The organism is Lentzea sp. NBRC 102530 (assembly GCF_030269365.1).
Lineage (GTDB): Bacteria > Actinomycetota > Actinomycetes > Mycobacteriales > Pseudonocardiaceae > Lentzea.
Genome location: NZ_BSTF01000005.1, coordinates 232,298 through 254,293, shown reverse-complemented (window position 1 = coordinate 254,293; position 21,996 = coordinate 232,298). Strand labels below are relative to the sequence as shown.

The 21,996-nt window shown below is 69.2% G+C and carries 23 protein-coding genes; 8 read left to right on the top strand and 15 right to left on the bottom strand.

Features of this window, described 5'->3' with window-relative positions; translation table 11 throughout:
• The first annotated feature begins 14 nt into the window (after nt 1-14).
• Nucleotides 15-794 (top strand): carbon-nitrogen hydrolase family protein, encoded by a 780-nt coding sequence (locus tag QSK25_RS15525; protein WP_285638948.1) that lies wholly within the window; start codon nt 15-17, stop codon nt 792-794.
• 86 nt (nt 795-880) lie between these two features.
• On the opposite strand, the gene nadC is transcribed toward QSK25_RS15525, so the two are convergent.
• The 3 genes from nadC to nadA are packed head-to-tail and all read right to left on the bottom strand — an operon-like array spanning nt 881 to nt 4,346.
• Nucleotides 881-1,717, bottom strand: coding sequence for a carboxylating nicotinate-nucleotide diphosphorylase (nadC, locus tag QSK25_RS15520; protein ID WP_285638946.1), 837 nt, complete (start codon nt 1,715-1,717; stop codon nt 881-883).
• Nucleotides 1,714-3,327, bottom strand: coding sequence for an L-aspartate oxidase (locus QSK25_RS15515; RefSeq protein WP_285638944.1), 1,614 nt, complete (start codon nt 3,325-3,327; stop codon nt 1,714-1,716). The genes nadC and QSK25_RS15515 overlap by 4 nt, the downstream gene beginning before the upstream one ends.
• Nucleotides 3,327-4,346, bottom strand: a complete 1,020-nt coding sequence (nadA, locus tag QSK25_RS15510; RefSeq protein ID WP_285638942.1) for a quinolinate synthase NadA — start codon at nt 4,344-4,346, stop codon at nt 3,327-3,329. Before nadA ends, QSK25_RS15515 begins: the two co-directional genes overlap by 1 nt.
• Nucleotides 4,347-4,419: 73 nt before the next feature.
• On the opposite strand from nadA, the gene QSK25_RS15505 reads away from it, so the two are divergent.
• The gene (locus QSK25_RS15505; protein ID WP_502881850.1) at nt 4,420-5,115 is read left to right on the top strand and encodes an NUDIX hydrolase; all 696 of its coding nucleotides are present in this window, start codon (nt 4,420-4,422) and stop codon (nt 5,113-5,115) included.
• Between the two features lie 10 nt (nt 5,116-5,125).
• Nucleotides 5,126-5,806: an LON peptidase substrate-binding domain-containing protein gene (locus QSK25_RS15500; protein WP_285638941.1), complete on the top strand. Its 681-nt coding sequence runs from the start codon at nt 5,126-5,128 to the stop codon at nt 5,804-5,806.
• Here QSK25_RS15500 and QSK25_RS15495 read toward each other — a convergent pair.
• Nucleotides 5,803-6,072, bottom strand: coding sequence for an alpha/beta fold hydrolase (locus QSK25_RS15495; protein WP_285638940.1), 270 nt, complete (start codon nt 6,070-6,072; stop codon nt 5,803-5,805). The genes QSK25_RS15500 and QSK25_RS15495 overlap by 4 nt on opposite strands.
• Nucleotides 6,048-6,542 carry an alpha/beta fold hydrolase gene (locus tag QSK25_RS15490; RefSeq protein ID WP_285639390.1) on the bottom strand — a complete coding sequence of 165 codons (495 nt, stop codon included), beginning with the start codon at nt 6,540-6,542 and terminating at the stop codon, nt 6,048-6,050. Before QSK25_RS15490 ends, QSK25_RS15495 begins: the two co-directional genes overlap by 25 nt.
• 484 nt (nt 6,543-7,026) lie before the next feature.
• Between QSK25_RS15490 and QSK25_RS15485 the strand changes: the two genes are divergently transcribed.
• Both QSK25_RS15485 and QSK25_RS15480 read left to right on the top strand, forming a co-directional pair.
• A complete protein-coding gene (locus QSK25_RS15485; RefSeq protein ID WP_285638939.1) occupies nt 7,027-8,271 on the top strand; it encodes an MFS transporter in 1,245 nt (414 codons plus the stop codon).
• A complete protein-coding gene (locus tag QSK25_RS15480) occupies nt 8,268-8,990 on the top strand; it encodes a putative hydro-lyase (RefSeq protein ID WP_285638938.1) in 723 nt (240 codons plus the stop codon). Before QSK25_RS15485 ends, QSK25_RS15480 begins: the two co-directional genes overlap by 4 nt.
• 18 nt (nt 8,991-9,008) lie before the next feature.
• On the opposite strand, the gene QSK25_RS15475 is transcribed toward QSK25_RS15480, so the two are convergent.
• The 4 genes from QSK25_RS15475 to bioD form a co-directional block, all read right to left on the bottom strand.
• A complete protein-coding gene (locus QSK25_RS15475; protein ID WP_285638937.1) occupies nt 9,009-9,602 on the bottom strand; it encodes a DUF2567 domain-containing protein in 594 nt (197 codons plus the stop codon).
• Nucleotides 9,603-9,615: 13 nt separating this feature from the next.
• The gene (gene bsaP, locus QSK25_RS15470; protein ID WP_285638936.1) at nt 9,616-9,804 is read right to left on the bottom strand and encodes a biotin synthase auxiliary protein BsaP; all 189 of its coding nucleotides are present in this window, start codon (nt 9,802-9,804) and stop codon (nt 9,616-9,618) included.
• Complete coding sequence (gene bioB / locus QSK25_RS15465; RefSeq protein WP_285638935.1) at nt 9,804-10,820, bottom strand: biotin synthase BioB; 1,017 nt, start codon at nt 10,818-10,820, stop codon at nt 9,804-9,806. Before bioB ends, bsaP begins: the two co-directional genes overlap by 1 nt.
• A gap of 70 nt (nt 10,821-10,890) precedes the next feature.
• Entirely contained in the window at nt 10,891-11,610 is a 720-nt protein-coding gene (gene bioD, locus QSK25_RS15460; protein ID WP_285638934.1) for a dethiobiotin synthase, read from the bottom strand.
• A gap of 36 nt (nt 11,611-11,646) precedes the next feature.
• Here bioD and QSK25_RS15455 point away from each other — a divergent pair, with 36 nt between their 5' ends.
• Nucleotides 11,647-11,889 carry a glutaredoxin family protein gene (locus QSK25_RS15455; RefSeq protein WP_285638933.1) on the top strand — a complete coding sequence of 81 codons (243 nt, stop codon included), beginning with the start codon at nt 11,647-11,649 and terminating at the stop codon, nt 11,887-11,889.
• Here QSK25_RS15455 and QSK25_RS15450 read toward each other — a convergent pair.
• The 5 genes from QSK25_RS15450 to QSK25_RS15430 all read right to left on the bottom strand — a co-directional run bounded on the left by QSK25_RS15450 (nt 11,862) and on the right by QSK25_RS15430 (nt 16,278).
• Complete coding sequence (locus QSK25_RS15450; RefSeq protein WP_285639389.1) at nt 11,862-13,064, bottom strand: adenosylmethionine--8-amino-7-oxononanoate transaminase; 1,203 nt, start codon at nt 13,062-13,064, stop codon at nt 11,862-11,864. The genes QSK25_RS15455 and QSK25_RS15450 overlap by 28 nt on opposite strands.
• A gap of 64 nt (nt 13,065-13,128) precedes the next feature.
• Nucleotides 13,129-14,334 (bottom strand): cytochrome P450 family protein, encoded by a 1,206-nt coding sequence (locus tag QSK25_RS15445; RefSeq protein ID WP_285638932.1) that lies wholly within the window; start codon nt 14,332-14,334, stop codon nt 13,129-13,131.
• 36 nt (nt 14,335-14,370) lie between these two features.
• Nucleotides 14,371-14,775 carry a VOC family protein gene (locus QSK25_RS15440; RefSeq protein ID WP_285638931.1) on the bottom strand — a complete coding sequence of 135 codons (405 nt, stop codon included), beginning with the start codon at nt 14,773-14,775 and terminating at the stop codon, nt 14,371-14,373.
• Nucleotide 14,776: 1 nt separating this feature from the next.
• Nucleotides 14,777-15,430, bottom strand: a complete 654-nt coding sequence (locus QSK25_RS15435) for an SDR family oxidoreductase (RefSeq protein WP_285638930.1) — start codon at nt 15,428-15,430, stop codon at nt 14,777-14,779.
• Nucleotides 15,427-16,278 (bottom strand): DUF427 domain-containing protein, encoded by an 852-nt coding sequence (locus QSK25_RS15430; RefSeq protein ID WP_285638929.1) that lies wholly within the window; start codon nt 16,276-16,278, stop codon nt 15,427-15,429. Before QSK25_RS15430 ends, QSK25_RS15435 begins: the two co-directional genes overlap by 4 nt.
• Before the next feature lie 78 nt (nt 16,279-16,356).
• Between QSK25_RS15430 and QSK25_RS15425 the strand changes: the two genes are divergently transcribed.
• Nucleotides 16,357-16,845 carry a CGNR zinc finger domain-containing protein gene (locus QSK25_RS15425; RefSeq protein WP_285638928.1) on the top strand — a complete coding sequence of 163 codons (489 nt, stop codon included), beginning with the start codon at nt 16,357-16,359 and terminating at the stop codon, nt 16,843-16,845.
• Nucleotides 16,845-18,437: an MOSC domain-containing protein gene (locus tag QSK25_RS15420; protein WP_285638926.1), complete on the top strand. Its 1,593-nt coding sequence runs from the start codon at nt 16,845-16,847 to the stop codon at nt 18,435-18,437. Before QSK25_RS15425 ends, QSK25_RS15420 begins: the two co-directional genes overlap by 1 nt.
• Here QSK25_RS15420 and dnaE read toward each other — a convergent pair.
• Entirely contained in the window at nt 18,434-21,946 is a 3,513-nt protein-coding gene (gene dnaE / locus QSK25_RS15415) for a DNA polymerase III subunit alpha (protein WP_502881862.1), read from the bottom strand. The genes QSK25_RS15420 and dnaE overlap by 4 nt on opposite strands.
• Between the last annotated feature and the right edge of the window lie 50 nt (nt 21,947-21,996).

Here is a 21,996-nt window from a genome sequence, read left to right as displayed (position 1 = left end):
TACAGTTGGTCCCCATGCGGATCGCCGTGAGTCAGATCAGCTCGACCACCGATCCCCGTTCCAACCTGGAGCTGGTGAGGGACGCGGTGCGCCGGGCCGAGGGCGCGCGGGTCGTGGTGCTTCCCGAGGCGACGATGTGCCGGTTCGGGGTGCCTCTCGGCCCCGTCGCCGAGCCGTTGGACGGGCCGTGGGCGTCCGCCGTGCACGAGATCGCTGTCGCACATGACGTCGTGGTGGTCGCCGGGATGTTCACGCCTTCCGGTGACCGGGTGACGAACACGATGCTGGTGACCGGGCCGGATCTGCACCTGGGGTACGACAAGATCCACCTGTTCGACGCGTTCGGGTTCCAGGAGTCGCGGACGGTCGCGCCCGGTACGTCGCCGGTGGTCTTCGAGGTGGACGGGGTCACTCTGGGTGTCGCCACCTGTTACGACGTGCGGTTTCCCGAGCTGTTCCGCGCGTTGGCGGACCTCGGTGCTTCGGCGGTGCTGATGGGTGCGTCGTGGGGCGCCGGGCCGGGCAAGAAGGAGCAGTGGGAGCTGCTGGTGCGGGCGCGGGCGTTGGACTGCACCTCGTACGTGGTGGCTTGTGGGCAGGCGTATCCCGGAGATCTCGGGTCTTCGGCGCCCACCGGGATCGGGTACTCGACTGTCGCCGATCCGTTCGGGAACGTCGTGGTGCAGTTGTCGGAGCAGGTGTCCGACACGGTGGTGGATCTCGACTTCGGCGTGGTCACGCAGGCCCGTGAGGTGTTGCCGGTGCTCGCGAACCGGCGCTTGACCTCCAGTTAGGACGAGGAGCGGGTCGCAGGCCGCCGACTGGCGCCGGGTGCGGAACTTCCCCGGCGCCCGCGGGTGTGGAGCGGTACCAGCCGCCGCTAGCGCAGGTCCATGCCGAGGTCGAGTGACGGCGAGGAGTGCGTGAGGCCGCCCACCGCGAGGTAGTCCACGCCCGTTTCGGCGTACGCGCGGGCCACCTCCAGCGTGAGTCCGCCGGACGCCTCCAGCTTCACTCCCTCAGGACGCCGGGCGACGGCCCGGGCGCACTGTTCTGGCGTGAAGTTGTCCAGCAGCACCAGTTCCGCGCCCTCGGCCAGCGCCTCGTCGAGCTGCTCCAGGCTGTCCACCTCGACCTCCATCAGCAGGTCCGGGGCGTGCGCGCGGGCGGCACGGATGGCGGCTCCCACCGAACCGGCCGCGGCCACGTGGTTGTCCTTGATGAGGATCGCGTCGCCCAGGCCCATGCGGTGGTTGACGCCGCCGCCGGCGCGGACCGCGTACTTCTGGAGCAGACGCAGGCCCGGCAACGTCTTGCGGGAGTCGCGGACGGCCGCGCCGGTGCCCTCGACCGCGCTGACCCAGCGGGCCGTCTGCGTGGCGATGCCGGACAGGTGGCAGATCAGGTTGAGCGCCGTGCGTTCGACGGTGAGCAGGCCTCGGGTCGGGCCCGTCAGCACCAGGGCGGGTTCGCCCGGCACCGCCTTGTCGCCGTCCTGGGCCTCCGCGACGACCTCGATCTCCGGCAGGTAGCGCTGGAACGCCGTGCGCGCAACGGAAACGCCGCACAGCACGCCTGCCGAGCGCGGCGTGATCTCGGCGGTCGCGACGGACTTCTCCGGCACGGTCGCGAGCGTCGTCGCGTCCAGGCCGTAGCGGAGGTCCTCCTCCAGTGCGAGCTGGATGACCCTGTTGGCGTCGTCCCAGTCGATGGTCATGCGACACCCTCCGCGAGGACGGGATCGGCGAGCACGGGCTGGCCGGTCGGGGTGAGTCGGACGAGCTGACTGCGTTGCCACGTCTCGGAACGCCCGGTGAAGTCGGTGCGGACGTGGCAGCCGCGTGACTCGGTGCGTTGCTGCGCGGCGGCGATCAGGGCGCGGGCGGCCGTCGTCAACGCCGCGTCCTCGACCAGTTCGCGGGACTCCAGCTGCTTGTCCACGGTGGACACGTCCAGCACCGAGCCGACGACGGCCAGGCCCTCGGCGTCCCGGCCGATGGCGGCGTAGCGGGACATCACGCGCTGGAGCATGTCGCGGTCCGCGACCGGGGCCGTCGGGAGGACGGGGTCGACGGTGCGGGTGGGCGCGATCAGGCCGATCGCGAGGTCCGCGGCGACGGTCTGCGCGGCACGGGTGCCGCAGACCAGGCCTTCCAGCAGGCTGTTGGAGGCCAGGCGGTTCGCGCCGTGCAGGCCCGTCCGCGCGACCTCGCCGACCGCGTACAGGCCGGTGACGCCGGTGCGGCCGTCGACGGTGGACACCACGCCACCGCAGGCGAAGTGCGCCGCCGGGGCGACCGGGATCGGGTCCTTCGCCGGGTCGACGCCGACCGAGACGCACGCCGAGTAGACGGTCGGGAAGCGGGTCGCCATGTCGTGCAACGCCGTCGCGTCCAGGAAGACGTGGTCGTCGACGCCGCCGGGCTCGAGAGCCAGGTGACGGGTGATCGCGGCCGCCACGACGTCGCGTGGAGCCAGGTCCTCGAGCGGGTGCACGCCCTTCATCACGCGGGCACCGGTCGCGTCGACCAGCACGGCACCCTCACCGCGCACGGCCTCGGTGACGAGCGGGCACCGGCCCCGCGCGCCCCGGCCCGTGTACAGAACGGTCGGGTGGAACTGGATGAACTCGACGTCCGCCGCCAGCGCGCCGGCACGCAGAGCCAGCGCGAGGCCGTCTCCCGTTGCCACGGAAGGGTTCGAGGTCGCCTGGTACATCTGGCCGAGGCCACCGGTCGCGAGCAGCACGGCCGGTGCGGTGAGCACGCCGGGCACGCCGTTGCCGTCCAGCACCAGGAGTCCGGCGACGGCACCGAGCGGCGTCTTCACCGCGTCGACCGCGACGTGGTTCTCCAGCAGGGGAACCCGTCCGTCCACAGTGGCCTTGAGCAACGCCCGTTCGACCTCGGCGCCCGTGGCGTCGCCGCCCGCGTGCACGACCCGGAACGCGCTGTGGCCGCCTTCGCGGGTGCGTTCCAGCAGGCCGTCGGGCTGGGCGTCGAACACGGCGCCGCGTTCGCGCAACCGGGCCACCGCGGCGGGGCCGTCGGTGATGATGGCCGCCACGGCCGCGTCGTCGCACAGGCCCGCGCCCGCCGTCAGCGTGTCCTCGATGTGCCTGGCGACCGAGTCTCCGGGGTCGTGCTGGTCCTCCATGACGACCGCGACGCCGCCCTGGGCCCAGCGCGTGTTGCCGTCGTCGCCCGCGGCCTTCGTGACGACCAGGACCCGAAGTCCCAGCTCACGAGCCCGCAGCGCGGCGGTGAGACCCGCCACGCCGGTGCCGACCACGATCAGGTCGGCTCGCGCCTCCCAGCGCGCGGCCATCACTCACCGCCGCCGGGCTGACCGATCTCGATCATGCGCTGCACGGCACCCTGGGCGCGCTGGGCGGTCTCCAGGTCCACGTGCACCTCGTCCAGGCCGTCCCGCACGCAGCGCAGCAACGCGGCCGGCGTGATCATCTTCATGTAGGTGCACGACGCGCGGTCGTTCACAGCGCGGAAGTCGATCTCCGGGGCGGCCTTGCGCAGCTGGTGCAGCATGCCGACCTCGGTCGCGACGAGCACCTTGGTGGCCTTGGTGCTGCGGGCCGCGCTGATCATGTCGCCGGTCGAGAGGATCTTGACCTTCTCCGCCGGGACGATGCCCTCGCCGCTCAGGTAGAGCGCTGACGTGGCGCACCCGCACTCCGGGTGGATGAACAGGTCGGCCTCGGGGTTCGCGGCGGCGCGTTCGGCCAGCTCAGGGCCGTTGATACCGGCGTGGACGTGGCACTCGCCCGCCCAGATGTGCAGGTTGTCGCGACCGGTCTCGCGCTTGACGTGCGCACCCAGGAACTGGTCGGGGCAGAACAGCACCTCGCGGTCGGCCGGGATCGACGCGACCACGTCGACGGCGTTCGAGGACGTGCAGCAGATGTCCGTCTCGGCCTTCACCTCGGCCGTGGTGTTCACGTACGACACGACGACGGCGCCGGGGTGCTGCGCCTTCCACTCGCGCAGCTGCGCGCCGGTGATCGAGTCGGCGAGCGAGCAGCCCGCGCGCTCGTCCGGGATCAGCACGGTCTTCTGCGGCGCGAGGATCTTCGCGGTCTCGGCCATGAAGTGCACGCCGCAGAAGATGATGGTCTGCGCGTCGGACTGCGCGGCGATGCGGCTGAGCGCGAGGGAGTCGCCGGTGTGGTGCGCGATGTCCTGGATCTCGGGCAGCTGGTAGTTGTGCGCCAGGATGACGGCGTCCCGCTCCTTCGCGAGGCGCAACACCTCGTCCCGCCACGCCGCGTTCGGCTCGACTCCGCCGTACACGCCTGACGCGGTTCGCTCCACGGTTGCGGTAGCGACCATCACTGCCTCCTCGATCCGGGGTTTTCGCCTATTGGTCGAAAACGTGGCCGATAGTATCAGCCAGGTGGCAGGTGTGGGGCACGAAGTTCTGGCCGCTGTGTTGCGGGTGAGAGGTGCGTCACTCCAGGTCATGCTGTGGGAGCGCGCTCGGGAGCCACACGCTCACCGCTGGTCGCTGCCCGGCGGGGAGCTGCGGGTGGACGAGGACGTCGAGTCCTCCATCCGCCGTCAGCTGGCGGAAAAAGTCGACGTGCGACAGTTGTCACACGTCGAGCAGCTGGCCGTCTTCAGCGCCCCGGACCGCGTCCCCGGACCCCGCGTCGTGGCGACCGCGTTCCTCGGGCTGGTGCCCTCCGACGTCGATCCCGAGGTGCCCTCGGACACTTCCTGGCACTGCACCGAGAAGTTGCCCGCCATGGCGTTCGACCACGCGTCGATCGTGCATCGAGCGCGGCACAGGCTCGGCTCGAAGCTGTCGTACACGAACCTCGGGTTCGCCCTGGCCCCGCCCGAGTTCACGATCTCGCTGCTGCGCGACCACTACTCGGCCGCGCTGGGGTACCGGGTGTCCGCGACGAACCTGCAACGGGTGCTGTCGCGGCGGTTGTTGCTGGAACCGACGGGGGGCACCGCTCCCCCCGGCCCGTCCGGCGGCAGGCCCGCCGCGCTGTTCCGGTTCAGCGCCAAGGGAATCAAAGTCACCGATCCGTTCGCCGTGCTGAGGCCGCCGGGATCCGGCCGTCCAGCAGGCGGAGGTGGCACCACGTAACGTTGCACGCGTGGCAGAGACGCTTCCGTTGTTCCCCCTGGGCACCGTGCTGCTGCCCGGCGCGTCCTTGCCGCTGCACATCTTCGAACCCCGCTACCGCCAGCTCGTCGTGGACCTGATGACGGGCTCGCTGTTCGGGCGCACGTTCGGGGTCGTGTGCATCAAGGAGGGCTGGGAGGTCGGCGCCGACAACGTCCGCTCGTTGCAGGACATCGGCTGCTCGGCCGACCTGCTCGACGCCCGGCCGTTGCCCGAGGGGCGCTTCGACATCGTGACGCGCGGGGTGCGCCGGTTCCGGCTGCTGGACGTGGACACCACGACCGCGCCCTACCTGCTGGCGCACGTCGACTACCTGGACGACGCCGCCGTGCCCGAGGCGGCGCTGGAGGTCGTGCCGCTGCTGGAGCGCGGGGCCCGGGCGGCCCACGAACGGTACTGCGGCGCGGCCTGGCACCAGGAGGACTGGTCGGCTCCCTCCGATGACGTGTCCCTGGGAGCGTTGTCCTACCTGCTGGCGGCGGATTGTTTGTTGCCGGTCGAGGACCGGCAGCGGTTGCTGGAGGAACGGTCGCCTGCTCGGCGGTTGCGGTTGGTGCGCAAGATGCTGCACCGCGAGACCGGGATCTTGAGCGCGTTGAAGGCGGTTCCGGTGCCGTTGACGGAGTTCGGGCACGTTCCGAGTCCGAACTAGGGCTTGCCGAGGAAGCTTTCGAACGCCGGCAGGACGTGGTGCGGGTGGCCGCTCGGGGAGAGGTGGTGGGCTTCCTCCACGAGCACTTTCTCGGCGTGCGGCAGGAGGCCTGCCAGCAGGTGCAGGCCCTCGGTGAGGTACTTCGGTGATTTCGCGCCGCCCACCAGCATCACCTTCGGTGTGAGGGCCCTGAACCGGTCCGGGTTCTCGCTCGCCTCGCGTGCCAGCCGGAAGTCATGGCTCAGGGTCGGCAGGATCTCGGCCATTTCCTGCTTTCCTCGTCGTCGCTCTTGCGCAGCACCGCGGTGAAGAGGGTGCGGGGGATCCAGCGGAGTGCGCGCGGACCTATTTCCAGACCCTTGACGAGGGTGACTGCGGCGGCTTCCGGTTCGCCTGCGGCGATTTCCCTTTCGAAGCGGGCGATGACCTTGGCCTTGCGTTTGTGGGCCCCGATCGGTGGTTCGTAGGCGATCACCTTGGTGACGTCCGGGGTGTGCAGGGCGGTTTCCAGGGCGATCAGTGCTCCGGTGCTCACGCCGAGCAGGTGTCTGGCGCCGGTGGCTTTCAGGACGGCTTCGACGTCCTCGACCTCGGTTCTCAGGCTGTGATCCGGTTTGAGCGGGCCGCTGTCGCCCCGGCCCCTGCGGTCGAGGACGTGGACGGTGTGGTGCTCGCCCAGGGCGGTGGCGAGGTCTTCGAAGTCGGCGGCGGGCTCCATCGGGCCCGGGATGATCACGAGTGGTCTGCCCGTGCCCGTGGTGGTGTGGTTGATCTTGGTGCCGTCGGCTGAGGTCGTGATGGGGGGCCTCCTCGTGATTGGTTGTCCTCTGAACGCGCGGGCCTCGACGGTTGTTGCGCGCGCTCGCGCAGGGGTCCCCTTCGAAATGGCGTCCCCCGCGACCCAACCTAGCGAGCAGGTCTGACAGTGCCCGTCGGCACGAACCGGCCGCACCCACAGACGCCGGCCAGCACGAACCAGCCGCACCCAGTCCCCCACACGCACGAACCAGCCGCACCCACAGACGCCGGCCGGCACGAACCAGCCGCACCCACACACCCCGCCGACACGAACCGGCCGCACCCGTGGACGCCGAGAAGCCGAGCGGCAGGGCGCCGATCATCGGATCGTTGGATTGTGGCCTTGTGGGATTGTTGAACAATCCTTACCCTGAGGTCCACATCACACCCGACCACTCCTCCACCACGCTGCGAGGTGTCCCATGAGCACGTCCACGACCGAGGAAACAGGCCGTTTCGCCTGGTTCCGCAGTCTCGGCCAGAAGGGCAGGCGCGCGTTCATCGGCGCGTTCGGCGGCTACGGGCTGGACTCGTACGACTACTGGGTCCTGCCGTTGAGCCTGGTCGCCATCACCGGCTACTTCGGTCTCACCAAGGCCGAGGCCGGTCTGCTGGGCACGAGCACGCTGCTCATGAGCGCCATCGGTGGCGCGGTGGCGGGCATCATGGCCGACCGGTTCGGCCGGTCCAAGACGCTGATCATCACGGTGGCGGCGTACGCGTTCTTCACGGTGCTGTGCGGGTTCGCGACCAACTACGAGACGTTGCTGGTGTTCCGGGCGCTGCAGGGGCTCGGGTTCGGTGGCGAGTGGGCGGCCGGGGCGATCCTCGTGGCCGAGTACTGCAAGCCGAAGTACCGCGGGCGGACGGTGGCGTTCATCCAGAGCGCCTGGGCGGTCGGCTGGGGGCTCGCGGTCGTCGTCAACACGATCGTCGCGTCGGTGGCCGACCCGGCGATCAGCTGGCGGATCATGTTCTGGACGGGCGCGCTGCCCGCGATCCTCATCTTCTACGTGCGCCGCAACGTCGACGACGCTCCCGAGGTCAAGGCCCAGCCCAAGGAGCGCGGCACGTTCCCGAAGATCTTCCAGGGGCCGATCCTCAAGACGACGTTGTTCGCCGCGTTGCTCGCGACCGGTGTGCAGGGCGGGTACTACACGCTCGCGACGTGGCTGCCGGCGTTCCTGCAGACCGGGCGCGGCCTCACGATCATCGGCACGGGCGGGTACCTGGCGTTCCTCATCACGGGTGCGTGGATCGGGTACGTGTGCGGCGGCTACCTGACGGATTACCTGGGGCGCAAGAAGACCTTCACGGTGTTCGCCATCGCGAGTGCGCTGCTGATCGTGGCCTACACGCAGATCCCCAACGGCGCCAACACGTTGGTCATGTTCCTCGGCTTCCCGCTCGGGTTCTGCATGAGCGCCATCTTCAGCGGGTTCGGCAGTTACCTGTCCGAGCTCTACCCGACGCGGCTGCGCGGGACGGGGCAGGGCTTCACGTACAACTTCGGGCGCGCGTTCGGCGCGGTGTTCCCCGGCCTGGTCGGGTTCATGGCCGACCGGCTGGGCATCGGTGGTGCGATGCTGTTCGGGGCGGCCGCGTACGGGATCGCCGTCGTCGCACTCATCTGGTTGCCGGAGACCGTCAACAAGGAGCTCGAATGACGACCGCGGGACAGGCGCCGGGGCAGGCGCAGGCCAACCTGATCGCGATTCCGCGTGACTGGGCGTACGACTTCCTCCTCTTCACCCACCGCAACCCCAAGCCGTGCCCGGTGCTCGACGTGTTGGACGCGGGTGAGACGGTCAGCGCCCTCAAGCAGGACGCCGACGTGCGCACCCACGCGCCGCGCTACCGGATCTGGGAGCACGGTGAGCTGATCGCCGAACCCGAAGACGCGACCGAACACTGGCGCGACGACCTGGTGACGTTCCTGATCGGCTGCAGCTTCACGTTCGAGACGGCGCTGACCAACGCCGGTGTGCCGCTGCGGCACGTCGACCAGAAGCGCAACGTCTCGATGTTCGTCACGGACATCCAGTGCCGGCCCGCGGGACGGCTGCACGGCCCGATGGTCGTGTCGATGCGCTGGATCCCCGAGTCGCTGGTGGACATCGCGCACAAGGTCACCGCGCTCATGCCGTCCGTGCACGGGGCTCCGGTCGGCGCGGGAGATCCGAGGATGCTCGGCATCGACGACGTCCACACGCCCGACTTCGGCGACGCGGTCGAACCGGAACCCGGTGACGTGCCGGTGTTCTGGGCCTGCGGGGTCACTCCGCAGGCGGTGCTGATGAAGTCGAAGCCGCCGTTCGCGATCACGCACGCGCCCGGTCAGATGTTCGTCACCGACATGCCGGACTTCGCCTACCGCGTCGGCTAGAACCAGGGGGACGGCGCCTCAGCCGAGGCGTCGTCCCAGGTCGTCCAGGCCGTTCCAGGCCGCGCAGCAGCCGTACGCCAGCGCGGCGCCCAACGGCCACGCCAGGATCCCCCACCACGTCTCCAGCGACGGTGCGACGAGCAACGTGTCGTTGGCCTTGATCGACGCGGGCATCGGGTACGCGCCGGCGGCGAGCGAGCCGCCCAGGAACTGCATGAACCACCCGGCACCGAACGCGCCGACGGTCATCCCGAGCATCGCGACGGGCCCGCGCCGCTGCCGCAGCAGCCAGGTGGCGACGCCCGTGATCACACCGGCGCCGAGGCCGATCATCACGAACACCATCAGCGCGTCGAGCCGGTGGTAGCTCTCCAGCCCGATCGGGTAGAACTTGCCGTCCTGCGCCGAAACGATCTTGAGCTGCGCCGGTGCCAGCCACGACCACAGGTAGGCGGCGGGCAGCCCGAACGCGAACGTCGTCAGCGCCACCACGACGCCCGGCAGCAGGTCCCGCTTCACCACCACCTTCGGCCGTGGCCGGAGGTAGTAGTGGTAGACGTACGGCGGCTCCGGCACGGGTTCGATGCGCACCGGCGCTGCTTTCTCGTCCATTCGCGAGAGATTACTACCGAGCCGAGGCGGTCTCTCCATGACGGCTGCAGCGCGCCGTCCAGCCGTCCGGCGTCACCTGGACGACCATGCGGCGCGCGCACTCCGCGCAGTACCGCGGCGGGTCGATCATGGACAACCGCTGACGGCAGAACGCGTGGTCGCCGTCAGCATCCTCTTTGCCGCAGAAGGAGCAGTACGTCATCACAGGGTCTGGCTCAACGCCTTGATGGGCATCGACAGCTCTTCCAGCATGTCGAGGTCCTGCTGCGCCGGGCGGCCGAGGTTCGTCAGGTAGTTGCCGACGATGATCGCGTTGATGCCGCCGAGCATGCCCTGCTTCGCGCCCAGGTCGCCGAACGTCAGCTCACGGCCACCGGCGAACCGCAGGATCGTGCGCGGCAGGGCGAGCCGGAACGCGCCGACCGTGCGCAACGCCTCGGCGCCCTCGACGACCGGGTAGTTCTCGTACGGCGTGCCGGGGTTCGGGATGAGGAAGTTGAGCGGCACCTCGTCGGGCTCCAGCTCGGCGAGCTGCACCGCGAACTCCGCGCGCTGCGCCAGCGTCTCCCCCATGCCGATGATGCCGCCGCAGCAGACCTCCATGCCGGCGTCGCGGATCATCCGCAGCGTGTCCCAGCGCTCCTCCCAGGAGTGCGTGGTCACGACCTCCGGGAAGTGCGAACGGGCCGTCTCGAGGTTGTGGTTGTAGCGGTGCACGCCCATCGCCACGAGCTCGTCGACCTGCTCCTGCGTGAGCATGCCCAGCGAACAGGCGATCTGGATGTCGTTGCCGTCCTCGCGGATGGCCTTGATGCCGTCGCGCACCTGCGAGAGCAGCCGCTTGTCCGGGCCGCGCACGGCCGCGACGATGCAGAACTCGGTCGCGCCGGTGTCGCGGGTCTGCCTCGCTGCGCGGACCAGGCCGGGGATGTCGAGCCACGCCGACCGCACGGGCGACGGGAACTGGCCCGACTGCGAGCAGAAGTGGCAGTCCTCGGGGCAGCCGCCGGTCTTGAGCGACACGATGCCCTCGACCTCGACCTCGGGGCCGCACCAGCGTTCGCGGACCTCGTGGGCGAGGGCCAGGAGCTCGGGGATGCGGTCGTCGGGGAGTTCGAGGACCTTGAGGACCTGCTCCTCCGACAGTCCGACTCCTCGTTCGAGCACCTGCTCACGAGCCTCGTCGAGCACGTCGATCTGTTCCGGAGCTGCGGTCACGGTCTCTCCTCCTCCTGTGGCCTGGCGTGCACTATGCCGCACTGAATCCTTCATCGTGGAGCGACGTAGGTCACTGGACCGCGAACTGAGCCGCGAACGTGTCCGGGTCGAACGCCCCGCCGAACCACGGTGAGAACGATCTCTTGGCAACGCCCAGGAAATCCACAGAACCGAGCTTCGTCACACCCTGGGGCAGCGCGCCGAGCAACGGGGCACCCGCCGCTTCGGGCAGATCAGCCAGGTTGGTGAGCGACGCGAGGTCCGGGTGCAACGGCCAGCTGCCGACCACGACGCCGATCGCTTCGAGCCCACGCCGCTGCAACGCCTCGGCCGTCAGCGCGGTCGTGTTCAACGTGCCGAGCCCCGCCTGCGCCACGATCAGGACCGGCGCGTTCACCGCCCACGCGATGTCGGCCAGGGTCGAACCGCTCTCGTCGAACCGCACCAGCAGCCCGCCCGCGCCCTCGACCAGCACCAGGTCGTGGGTCTCGTCGAGCTCCGTCACGGCCGCGGCGACGTCCTTGGGGTGCACGGTGGCCATGCCCGCGCGTCTGGCCGCGGTGGCCGGGGCCAGCGGGTCGGGGTATCTCGCCAGCTCACGGGTCGTCACGTCGCCCGCGAGCCGCGCCACCTCCGCCACGTCGCCCGGCTCGCCGGGCAGCAGGCCGGTCTGCGCGGGCTTCAGCACCGCGACCCGTCTGCCTTCTGCCCTGGCCAGCGCCGCGATGCCCGCGGTGACGGCGGTCTTGCCGACCTCGGTCCCGGTTCCGGTGATCACCAGCACGCTCACAGGGCCCCACCCTAGAACCTCACCTACGGTGATCACATGACCGACGAACCGATCGTGATGTACGGCGCCGAATGGTGTGGCGACTGCCGCCGGGCCAAGTCGTGGCTGACCCGCAACAACGTGCCGTTCACCTACGTCGACGTCGAGCACGACGACGCGGCGCGGGACAAGGCGATCGAGATCTCCGGCCGCAAGCAGATCCCCGTCGTGGTGCTGCCGAACGGCGAGTTCATGGTCGAACCGACGGACACTCAGCTGGCCGCCGCGATCACGCCCTGACAGATCGCCGCGATGTCGTCGTCCGTGCTGATGAACGGCGGCATCGTGTAGATCAGGTCGCGGAACGGCCGCAGCCACACCCCAGCGTCCACGGCGGCCTTCGTCGCCCGTGCCATGTCCACGGGCTCATGCAGCTGCACGACACCGATAGCGCCCAGCACGCGCACGTCCCGAACACCGGGCAACGCGCGTGCGGGCGCGAGTCCGTTCCTGAGACCGGTCTCGATACGCGAGACCTCGCGCTTCCAGTCCTGCGACAGCAGCAGTTCGATCGACGCCAGCGATACCGCGGCGGCCAGCGGGTTGCCCATGAACGTCGGCCCGTGTGCGAGCACCGGCACCTCACCCTTGCTGATCCCGTCCGCCACCCGGGACGTGCACAAGGTGGCGGCCATCGTCATGTATCCGCCGGTCAGCGACTTGCCGAGGCACATGACGTCCGGGCTGACGTTCGCGTGGCCGGCGCCGAACAGCTCGCCCGTGCGCCCGAACCCCGTGGCGATCTCGTCGAACACCAACAGCACGTCGTGTGTGTATGCGAGCTCACGGAGTACATGCAGGTAGCGGGGGTCGTGGAACCTCATGCCCCCGGCGCCCTGCACGACCGGCTCGACGATGATCGCGGCCAGTTCGTGAGCGTGTTCTTCGATGAGGTCCGCGAGGTGCTGGACGTACGCGGTGTCCATCTCGGCCGGCGGTTCGTCCGCGAACACCTGCTGCGGCAGGATTCCACGCCACAGCGAATGCATCCCGCCGTCGGGGTCGCACACGGACATCGGGTTGAACGTGTCGCCGTGGTACCCGCCGCGCCACGTCAGCAGGCGGTGCTTCTCCGGCCGGTTCCGCGAACGCCAGTACTGCAGGCACATCTTCACGGCGACCTCGACCGACACCGAGCCGGAGTCGCACAGGAACACGTGCTGCAAGGGCTCAGGCGTGATCTCCACGAGCTTCTCGCAGAGCCTGATGGCGGGCTCGTGCGTGAGCCCGCCGAACATCACGTGGCTCATCCGGCCGAGCTGGGAGGTGACGGCCGCGTCCAGCACCGGGTGGCGGTAGCCGTGGATGGCCGCCCACCACGACGACATGCCGTCGACCAGCTCACGGCCGTCCGCGAGGGTGAGCCGGACACCCGAGGCCTCCGCGACGAGCAGCGGTTCCTGGGTGCCCGGCATCGGGCCGTACGGGTGCCAGACGTGCGCCTGGTCGAGCTTCAGCAGGTCGTCCACCCGCCCGAGATTAGGCGAGGCGCACCGGCAGCGTGTGCAGGCCGCGGATCAGCGTGCTGTCCCGCCACCCCAGCGTCTCCGGCTCGGCCGCGAGCGTCAGGTTCGGGAACCGGGCCAGCAGCCGCGTGAGCGCCACGTCGAACTCCAGGCGGGCCAGCGGCGCGCCGAGGCAGAAGTGGATGCCGTGCCCGAACGCCACGTGGCCCTGCGCGGACCGCGTCACGTCCAGCTGGTCGGCGTTCTCGTAGCGCTGCGGGTCGCGGTTCGCGGCGATCAGCGACACCATGAGGATCTCGTCGGCGGGCACGGTCACGCCGCCGAGCTCGACGGACTCCTTGGTGTACCGGAAGGTCGCGACGTTCACCGGTCCTTCCAGCCGCAGGAACTCCTCGGTGCTCGCCGGGATCAGTTCCGGGCGGTCCTTGAGGATCTGCAGCTGCTCCGGGTTCTTCAGCAACGCGAGCACGGCGTTGCCGATGAGGTTCACCGTCGTCTCGTGGCCCGCCACCAGCAGCAGGAACGCCATCGAGATCAGCTCTTCGGTGCTCAGCCGGTCACCGGAGTCGTCCGCGTGCACGAGGGCGGAGAAGAACGTGTCGTTCGGCTCGGCCTCGGCGATCGCCGTGACGTGCTGGAACAGGAAGCCCGCCATCGAGGCCGCCGCTGCCTGGACCTGCTCGGGCGTGCCGAACGACAGCAGCTGGTTGGACCACTCGCGGAAGTCGTCGCGGTTGTCGATCGGGATCCCGAGCAGCTCACAGATCACCGTGATGGGCAGCGGGAACGCGAACACCTCCAGCAGGTCGACCTCGTCGCCGTCGTCCAGCTTCGCGATCAGCTCGGCCGCGATCTCCTCGACGCGCGGACGCATCAACTCGACGCGACGGGCGGTGAAGGCCTTGGTCACGAGCTTGCGCAGGCGGGTGTGGTGGGGCGGGTCCAGGTTGAGCATGTGGACGGCGAGCGTGGGCTCGACCTCGCGGCGCACGTGCGCCTGGGTGGCGTGCTTGGCCATCAGGTGGCCACCGGTCTGGATGTCCTTGCTGATCCTCGGGTCGGTGAGGGCGATCTTCGCCTCGTCGTAGCGAGTGACGAGCCAGGCCTTGAGACCGTGCGGCAGGATGACTTCCCGCACCGGCCCCTCGGCGCGCAACAGGTCGTGCACCTCGTGCGGGTTCTGGACGTAGTCGGCGGGCAACCGGGTGAGTGTCGTCACCTCACCCAGTTAACCCCGTTTACTCGACCCTCGCCACTATTTCCCGCGCGATCCTCGTTCCTGCACCGTCCACAGGTTGCCGTCGAGGTCGGTGAAGTCGAAGAAGCTCGCGTAGTTGCGCCGCGCGGGGTCCCTGCCGGGCGCGAAACCGCCCTGCCAGTCGGGCATGCCCGCCTTGTGCCGCAACGGTCCGACGCTCACGCCGCGACCTGCCATCTCCTGGTGCGCGGCCTCGATGTCGTTCACGACCAGGTAGTTCCCGACACCGGTGCCGAACTGGATGGAACACCCCGAACCGGGCGGCGTGAGTTGCACTACGCGGAATTGGTCGTTCGGCCGATAGTCGACGTCCAACTCGAATCCGGCCATTTTCGTGTAGAAGGTGATCGCCTTGTCCACGTCGCTGACGGGGATGGTCACGACCTCGATCCGGTAGTCCACCTCAGACCAGCACCTCTCCACCGTCGACGCCGAGCGAGACGCCGGTCAGGAACCTGTTGGTGAGCGCGAAGAACACCGCGTCGGCGATCTCGTCGGCCTGTCCGACCCGCCCGGCCGGGCTGGTGGCTTCGCGGGCCGCGAACAACACCGCCTTCTGCGCACCGAGGCCGTCGTAGGCGCCGGTGTCGATCGTGCCGGGCGAGATGGCGTTGACCCGGAGAGGCGCGAGTTCGACCGCAAGGCCGCGGGTGATGGCGTCCACGGCGGCGTTGGTGGCGCCGACGGCGAGCATGCCCGGCATGACCTTGCGGGCGGAGGCGCCGGAGAAGAAGACGAACGACCCGGTGGCGGGCATGCGCGGGGCGAAGTGCCTGGCCAGCAGGATCGGGCCGACGACCTTGACGTCGAACGACGCCCGCACGGCGTCCCGGTCGAGATCGGCGACCGTGCCACGGGCCCTGGCCGAGGCGGTCGACACGACGTGGTCGACGGTGCCGACCCGTTCGGCGAGGGCCGCGACACTGGCCTCGTCGGTCAGGTCGACGTGCTCGTCCTGGTTGCGCCCGGCCAGCACGACCGTGCCGCCGGCGGCGCGCACCTTCGCGGCCACCGCGCCGGCGATGCCGCTGTCACGTCCGATGACCAGCACCTTCATCGCAGTCCCTCGATCTCTTCCGGGGTGAGGCCGCGGTCGATGCCGTGCGGCACAACGGTTTGCCCTGGTTCCAGGGCGAGCTTGCGGTCGTCGAGCCACACGTCGACGACGTCGGGTTCGAACGAGACCCAGTTCGACACCGGGGCCACCTCGGCCCACGCGTCCGGGTACGACCAGGCGGCGCGCTTGCGGTCACCGATGTCGTAGTAGCTCGCCAAACCCTTGTAGGGGCAGAAGGTCTCGCATTCGACGTGCCGCAAGGCGTCCGCATCGACGTCCTCGCGCGGCACGTACCAGCGCGTCGCGAAACCCGATTCGTACAGCGCCAGCGGCCTCTTCGTGTCCGCGACGACCCGGTCGCCGTCCCGCACGACGAGGTGCCGTGAGGTCTGCCGGATGTCGATGCGGTGGTACGGATCGGCCGCGTGCCCGACGATCCGTTCGTCCTCCTCGTAGAACGCTTCCATCGCACGCCAGGCGAAAGCGATCCTGTCTCGCAGGACGTCAGCATGCGCGGGCAGATCGACGTGCTGCCACGCCGCGTGCTTCGCCGCCCCCACCGCGAACCACTTGGTGACACCGAAATCGCGGTGGTTCGTCGTGCGCGTCTCTTCTTCGAGCCCCGTCACGTCGTCACGCGGGAAGTACGCGACCGGATAACGGCCGGGTTCGTGCAGCAGCACGACGTTCTCGCTGTCGGTGACCCACTCCCCCGCGTGCTTCACGCGCATCCGGCGGCGCAGCGGTTCGGCCCACAACAGCCGCTCCGGCAACGGTTCCGGCGTCAGGAACCGCCCCACGGCCTTCGCACCCAACGGCCCTTGCTGCCACGACAGACCCATGACCATCTCCTAACCTTTTAAACGGTGGTTGATAGTTAGACACCCGGTCCTATAACCTGTCAAGGGTCACTTTGGAGGTTAGGAATGGACGAGGCGCTGTTGCTCGACCTGCTGAACACCACACCCGTGCTGGACGACGGACAGCACGACCTGCTCGCGGAGGACGGCCCGGGGTGGCTGACGTCGCACGACCAGCCGGCGTCGAAGGACGAACTGCGCGCCCTCGTGGCCGCGCGGGACGCGTTGCAGGCGGTGGTCCGCGGCACCGGGGAGACGGCCGCGCTGGCGCCGTTCGTGGAGGGTGTGCGGCAACGGGCGGGCGTCGACCCGTCCGGTCTCGTGTGGCACCTCGACCTGCCCGGAGGACGAACGGCGGCCGCACGCGCGGTGCTCGCCTGGGACGCACTGCGGGTCTCCAGCCCCGGACGGCTGCGACCGTGCGCGAACCCCGAGTGCCGGCTGTTCCTGATCGACCACAGCAAGCCGAACTCCGCCCGCTGGTGCTCGATGGCGGTGTGCGGCAACAGGATGAAAGCCCGCCGCCACTACCAGCGCACGCGAGGAGAACGCTGATGGCCCGCCTGCTGTCGTTGAACGTCGGTCTGCCGAAGGACGTCTCCTGGCACGGCAGGACCGTCCACACCGGAATCTTCAAGCAGCCGGTCGACGGGCCGCGCATGGTCCGCCGCCTCAACATCGACGGCGACGGCCAGGGCGACCTCGGTGGGCACGGTGGCGAGAACCGCGCGGTGCTCGTGTACCAGCGGGAGTCCTACGAGCACTGGAGGTCCGAACTGGGACGGACGTTCGAGCACGGCCAGTTCGGCGAGAACTTCACGGTCGAGGGCCTGGCCGACACCGAGGTGCACGTGGGCGACCGGTTCCGCATCGGCGGGGCCGAGTTCGAGGTCACCCAGCCGCGCGTCACCTGCTACCGCGTCGGGATGAGGCTGGACGAGCCGCGCATGCCGTCGTTGATGGTCGCGCACGGCCGTCCCGGCTTCTACCTGCGGGTGATCACCGAGGGCGAGGTGCGGGCGGGCGACGAGATCGTGCGCACCCGCGTCGGCCGGCACGCGCTGAGCGTCGCCGCGATCGACGCGTTGCTCTACCTGCCGGGCAAGGACCGCGAGAGCCTGCTCAAGGCCGTCGACATCCCCGCGCTGAGCCCCGGCTGGCAGGGTTCGTTCCGCGACCTGCTGGCACCGCCGGAACCCGTTGGCCGGGTCGGGTTCCGATCGGTGCGGGTGGAGGCGGTCGTGCCGGAGGGCCCGTCCATCACGTCGTTCCACCTCGCCGGTGACGGCCTGCCGCGCGCGTTGCCGGGCCAGTACCTGACGGTCCGGGTGCCGGGCGGAGTGCGCAGCTACTCGCTCTCGGCGGACTCGTACCGGATCAGCGTCAAGCGCGACGGCGTGGTCAGCAGTTGGTTGCACGACAACGTGAAACCCGGCGACGAGCTGGAAGTGGCGGCGCCGCGCGGGGAGTTCGTGCTGGAACCCGGCGACGAACCGGTGGTGCTGCTCTCGGCCGGGGTGGGGATCACGCCGGTGCTCGCGATGCTGCACGCGCTCAAGGGGACGGACCGCGAGGTGTGGTGGGTGCACACGACGCGTTCAGCCGACCAGGCCTTCGCCGAGGAGGTGCGGGAACTCGGGCCCACTCGGACGGTCGTCCGCTTCTCGGAGCGAGGCAGGTTGACGCAACGCGACCTGGTCGACCTGCCGATCGGTGCGAGCGCGTACCTGTGCGGCCCCAACGCTTTCATGGACGACATGCGCGAGGCCCTCGTCGGCCTCGGCTTCGACCCGGCCCGGATCCACACCGAACTGTTCGGTGCGCGCACGGCCATCAATCCCGGCCTGACCGGCGTCACCACCGTCGCGCCGCACCAGCCCGCACGACCGGGCACCGGCCCGCAGATCACCTTCGCCCGCAACGGCCTCACCGCGGCGGTCCGCGACGACGAGTCGGTCCTCGACCTCGCCGAGGCGTGCGACGTCCCGACCCGCTGGTCGTGCCGCACCGGCGTCTGCCACACGTGCGTGACACCGGTGCTGTCCGGCACCTTCACGAACGATCCGGAGCCGTTGGAACCACCGGCCCCGGGCCACGCGCTGATCTGCTGCGCGCGCCCGGAGACCGACCTGGTCCTCGACCTTTAGCGGTGGATCGTCACGCCGCGGATCGTCTTGAGGTCACCGAAGAGCGACGGCGTCGTGCTGACCCGGAAGTTGTCCACGACCAGCATTTCCTTCGACTTGTCGCGCTTCTGCACCTCCAGGTGCACGGCGACCTGCCCCTCGTGCGACTTGAACACCATCTTGAGCTCTTCGATCAGCTCGGGCGTCAGCGTCCTGGTGTGCAGGCCGAGGACGAGAGGCGGGTCCGCGCCGGGGTTCGCCTCGGCGTCGCTGATGTCGAGCGGCACGACCCCGTCACCGAAGATCGCCATCTTGTCCTCGCGCCAGTTCACCCGGCCCTTGACGCAGACGGCGGAGTCGAGTTCGAGGTCGTCGCGCAGCACCTCGTACGACTTCGGGAAGAACAGCACCTCGATGGACGCGTCCAGGTCCTCGATGACCGTGATCGCCCACGGCAGGCCGTTCTTGTTCACCCGGCGCTCGATCGACGAGATCATGCCCGAGACGATCAGCTCGCCTTCCTTGGGCGGGTCGTCGAGCACGACGGCGATCGGGCGCGGCGCGAACTTGCGCAGGATCCGCTCGGCACCGTCGAGGGGGTGCGAGGAGACGTAGAGGCCCAGCATCTCCTTCTCGAGGCTGAGCATCTGCTTGCGCGGGTACTCCTCGGTGCCGAACTTGAGGTGCGCCAACGGGGACGTGCTGTCGTCCTGGTCGTCCGCGCTGTCGCCGCCGAAGAGGTCGAACTGACCTTCGGCCTCCTTGCGCTTGATCGGCACGACCGCGTCGACCGCGTCCTCGTGCACCTGGATCAACGCGAGGCGCGGGTGTCCGAACGAGTCGAACGCGCCCGCCTTGATCAGCGACTCGATGACGCGCTTGTTGCAGGCGACGAGTTCGGACTTGTCCATGAAGTCCGTGAAGGACGTGTAGTTGCCCTTCTCCTTGCGCGTCTTGATGATCGACTCGACGACGTTCGCGCCGACGTTGCGGATCGCGCCCAGGCCGAAGCGGATGTCGGTGCCGACCGCGGAGAACCGCAGCGCGGACTCGTTGACGTCCGGCGGCAGCACCTTGATGCCGAGGCGGCGGCACTCCGCGAGGTAGACGGCCGACTTGTCCTTGTTGTCACCGACGGAGGTGAGCAGCGCGGCCATGTACTCGGCGCGGAAGTTCGCCTTGAGGTACGCGGTCCAGTACGAGATCAGGCCGTACGCGGCGGCGTGCGACTTGTTGAACGCGTAGCCGGCGAACGGGAGGATCGTGTCCCACAGCGCCTGGATCGCCTCGTCGGAGAAACCACGCGGGTCGGCCCGCATACCCGCCTGGAAGCCCTCGAACTCCTTCGCGAGGACCTCGGCCTTCTTCTTGCCCATCGCCTTGCGGAGCACGTCCGCTCGGCCCATGGAGTACCCGGCGACCTCCTGGGCGATGAACATGATCTGCTCTTGGTAGACGATCAGACCGTGCGTCTCGCCGAGGATCTCCTTGAGCGGCTCGGCGAGCTGCGGGTGGATCGGCTTGACCTCTTGACGGCCGTTCTTGCGGTCCGCGTAGTCGTTGTGCGCGTTCACGCCCATCGGGCCGGGGCGGTACAGCGCGCCGACCGCGACGATGTCCTCGAACGACGTCGGCTGCATGCGGCGCAGCAGGTCGCGCATGGGGCCACCGTCCAGCTGGAACACACCCAGCGTGTCACCGCGGCCGAGCAGCGCGTACGTCTCCGGGTCGTCCATCGGGAGCGTGTCGAAGTCCGGGACCGCGTCCTTGCCCCGGTTCATCTCGATGTTCTCGATGGCGTCGCCCATGACCGTCAGGTTGCGCAGCCCGAGGAAGTCCATCTTGAGCAGGCCGATGTTCTCGCACGACGGGTAGTCCCAGCCGGTGATGAACGAGCCGTCGTCGCGGTACCAGAGCGGGATGGAGTCGGACAGCGGGTCCTTCGACATGATGACCGCACACGCGTGCACACCGGCGTTGCGGATCAGGCCCTCGAGCCCGAGCGCGGTGTCGAAGATCTCCTTCACCTGCACGTCGGTCTCGAGCAGCGAGCGGACCTCGGCGGCCTCGCCGTAGCGCGGGTGGCTCTTGTTGATGATGCCGTTGAGCGGGATGTCCTTCGCCATGATCGGCGGCGGCAGCGCCTTGGAGATCTTGTCGGCGATCGCGAAGCCCGGCTGACCGTGGTGGACACGCGCCGAGTCCTTCAGCGCCGCCTTGGTCTTAATGGTGCCGAACGTGATCACCTGGGCGACCTTGTCGGCGCCGTACTTCTCGCTCGCGTACCGGATCATCTCGCCTCGACGGCGGTCGTCGAAGTCGATGTCGATGTCGGGCATGGCGGTGCGCTCGGGGTTCAGGAACCGCTCGAACAGCAGACCGTGCGGGATCGGGTCGATGTTCGTGATGCCCATCGCCCACGACACGGCGGCGCCCGCCGCGGAACCACGGCCGGGGCCGACGCGGATGCCGACGCTGCGGGCGTAGTTGATGAGGTCGGCGACGATGAGGAAGTACGCCGGGAAGCCCTTGTCGATGATGACCTGGGCCTCGTAGTCACAGCGCTTGATGTACTCGTCCGGCACCTCGGAGCCGCGGAACCGCCACTCGAGGCCGCGCCGGATCTCCTTGCGGAACCACGACGCCTGGTCCTCGCCCTCGGGGACCTCGAAGTTCGGGATCCGGTCCTTGATGCTCCAGATGTCGTCGTAGGACTCGACCATCTCCGCGACGAGCAGCGTGTTGTCGCACGCCTCCGGCAGGTCCTTCCAGATCTGCCGCATGTCCTCGGCCGACTTCAGGTAGTAACCGTCGCCGTCGAACTTGAACCTGTTCGGGTCCGTGAGCATCTTGCCGGACTGCACGCAGAGCAACGCCGAGTGCGTGTCCGCCTGGTCCTTGGTGACGTAGTGGCTGTCGTTGGTCGCGAGCGGCGGGATGCCGAGCTTCTTGCTGATCTCCAGCAGGCCCTCGCGGACCCTGGTCTCGATGTCGAGACCGTGGTCCATCAACTCCAGGAAGAAGTTCTCCTTGCCGAAGATGTCCTGGTAGTCGGCCGCCGCCTGCAGCGCCTCGGCGGTGTGCCCGAGCCGCAGCCGGGTCTGCACCTCGCCGGACGGGCAGCCCGTCGTCGCGATGATGCCGTTCGCGTGCTCCGCGACGAGTTCGCGGTCCATGCGGGGCTTGTAGTAGTAGCCCGTCTTGCTCGCCTCGGTGTGCAGCCGGAAGAGGTTCCGCAGGCCGTCCGCGTTGCGCGCCCACATCGTCATGTGCGTGTAGGCACCCGCACCGGAGATGTCGTCGCCGCGCTGGCCCGGGTCGCCCCAGAAGACCGGCTTCTTGTGCAGGCGGTTGTGCGGCGCGAGGTAGGCCTCGATGCCGATGATCGGCTTGATGCCGGTCTTCTGCGCCGTTTGGTAGAACTCGTCGGAGCCGTACATGTTGCCGTGGTCGCTCATGCCGACCGCCGTCATGCCGAGCCGGCCGGCCTCCTCGAACAGCGGGGCGACCTTGGCCGCGCCGTCGAGCATCGAGTACTCGGTGTGCACGTGCAGGTGCACAAACGAGTCCGCCACGGGCA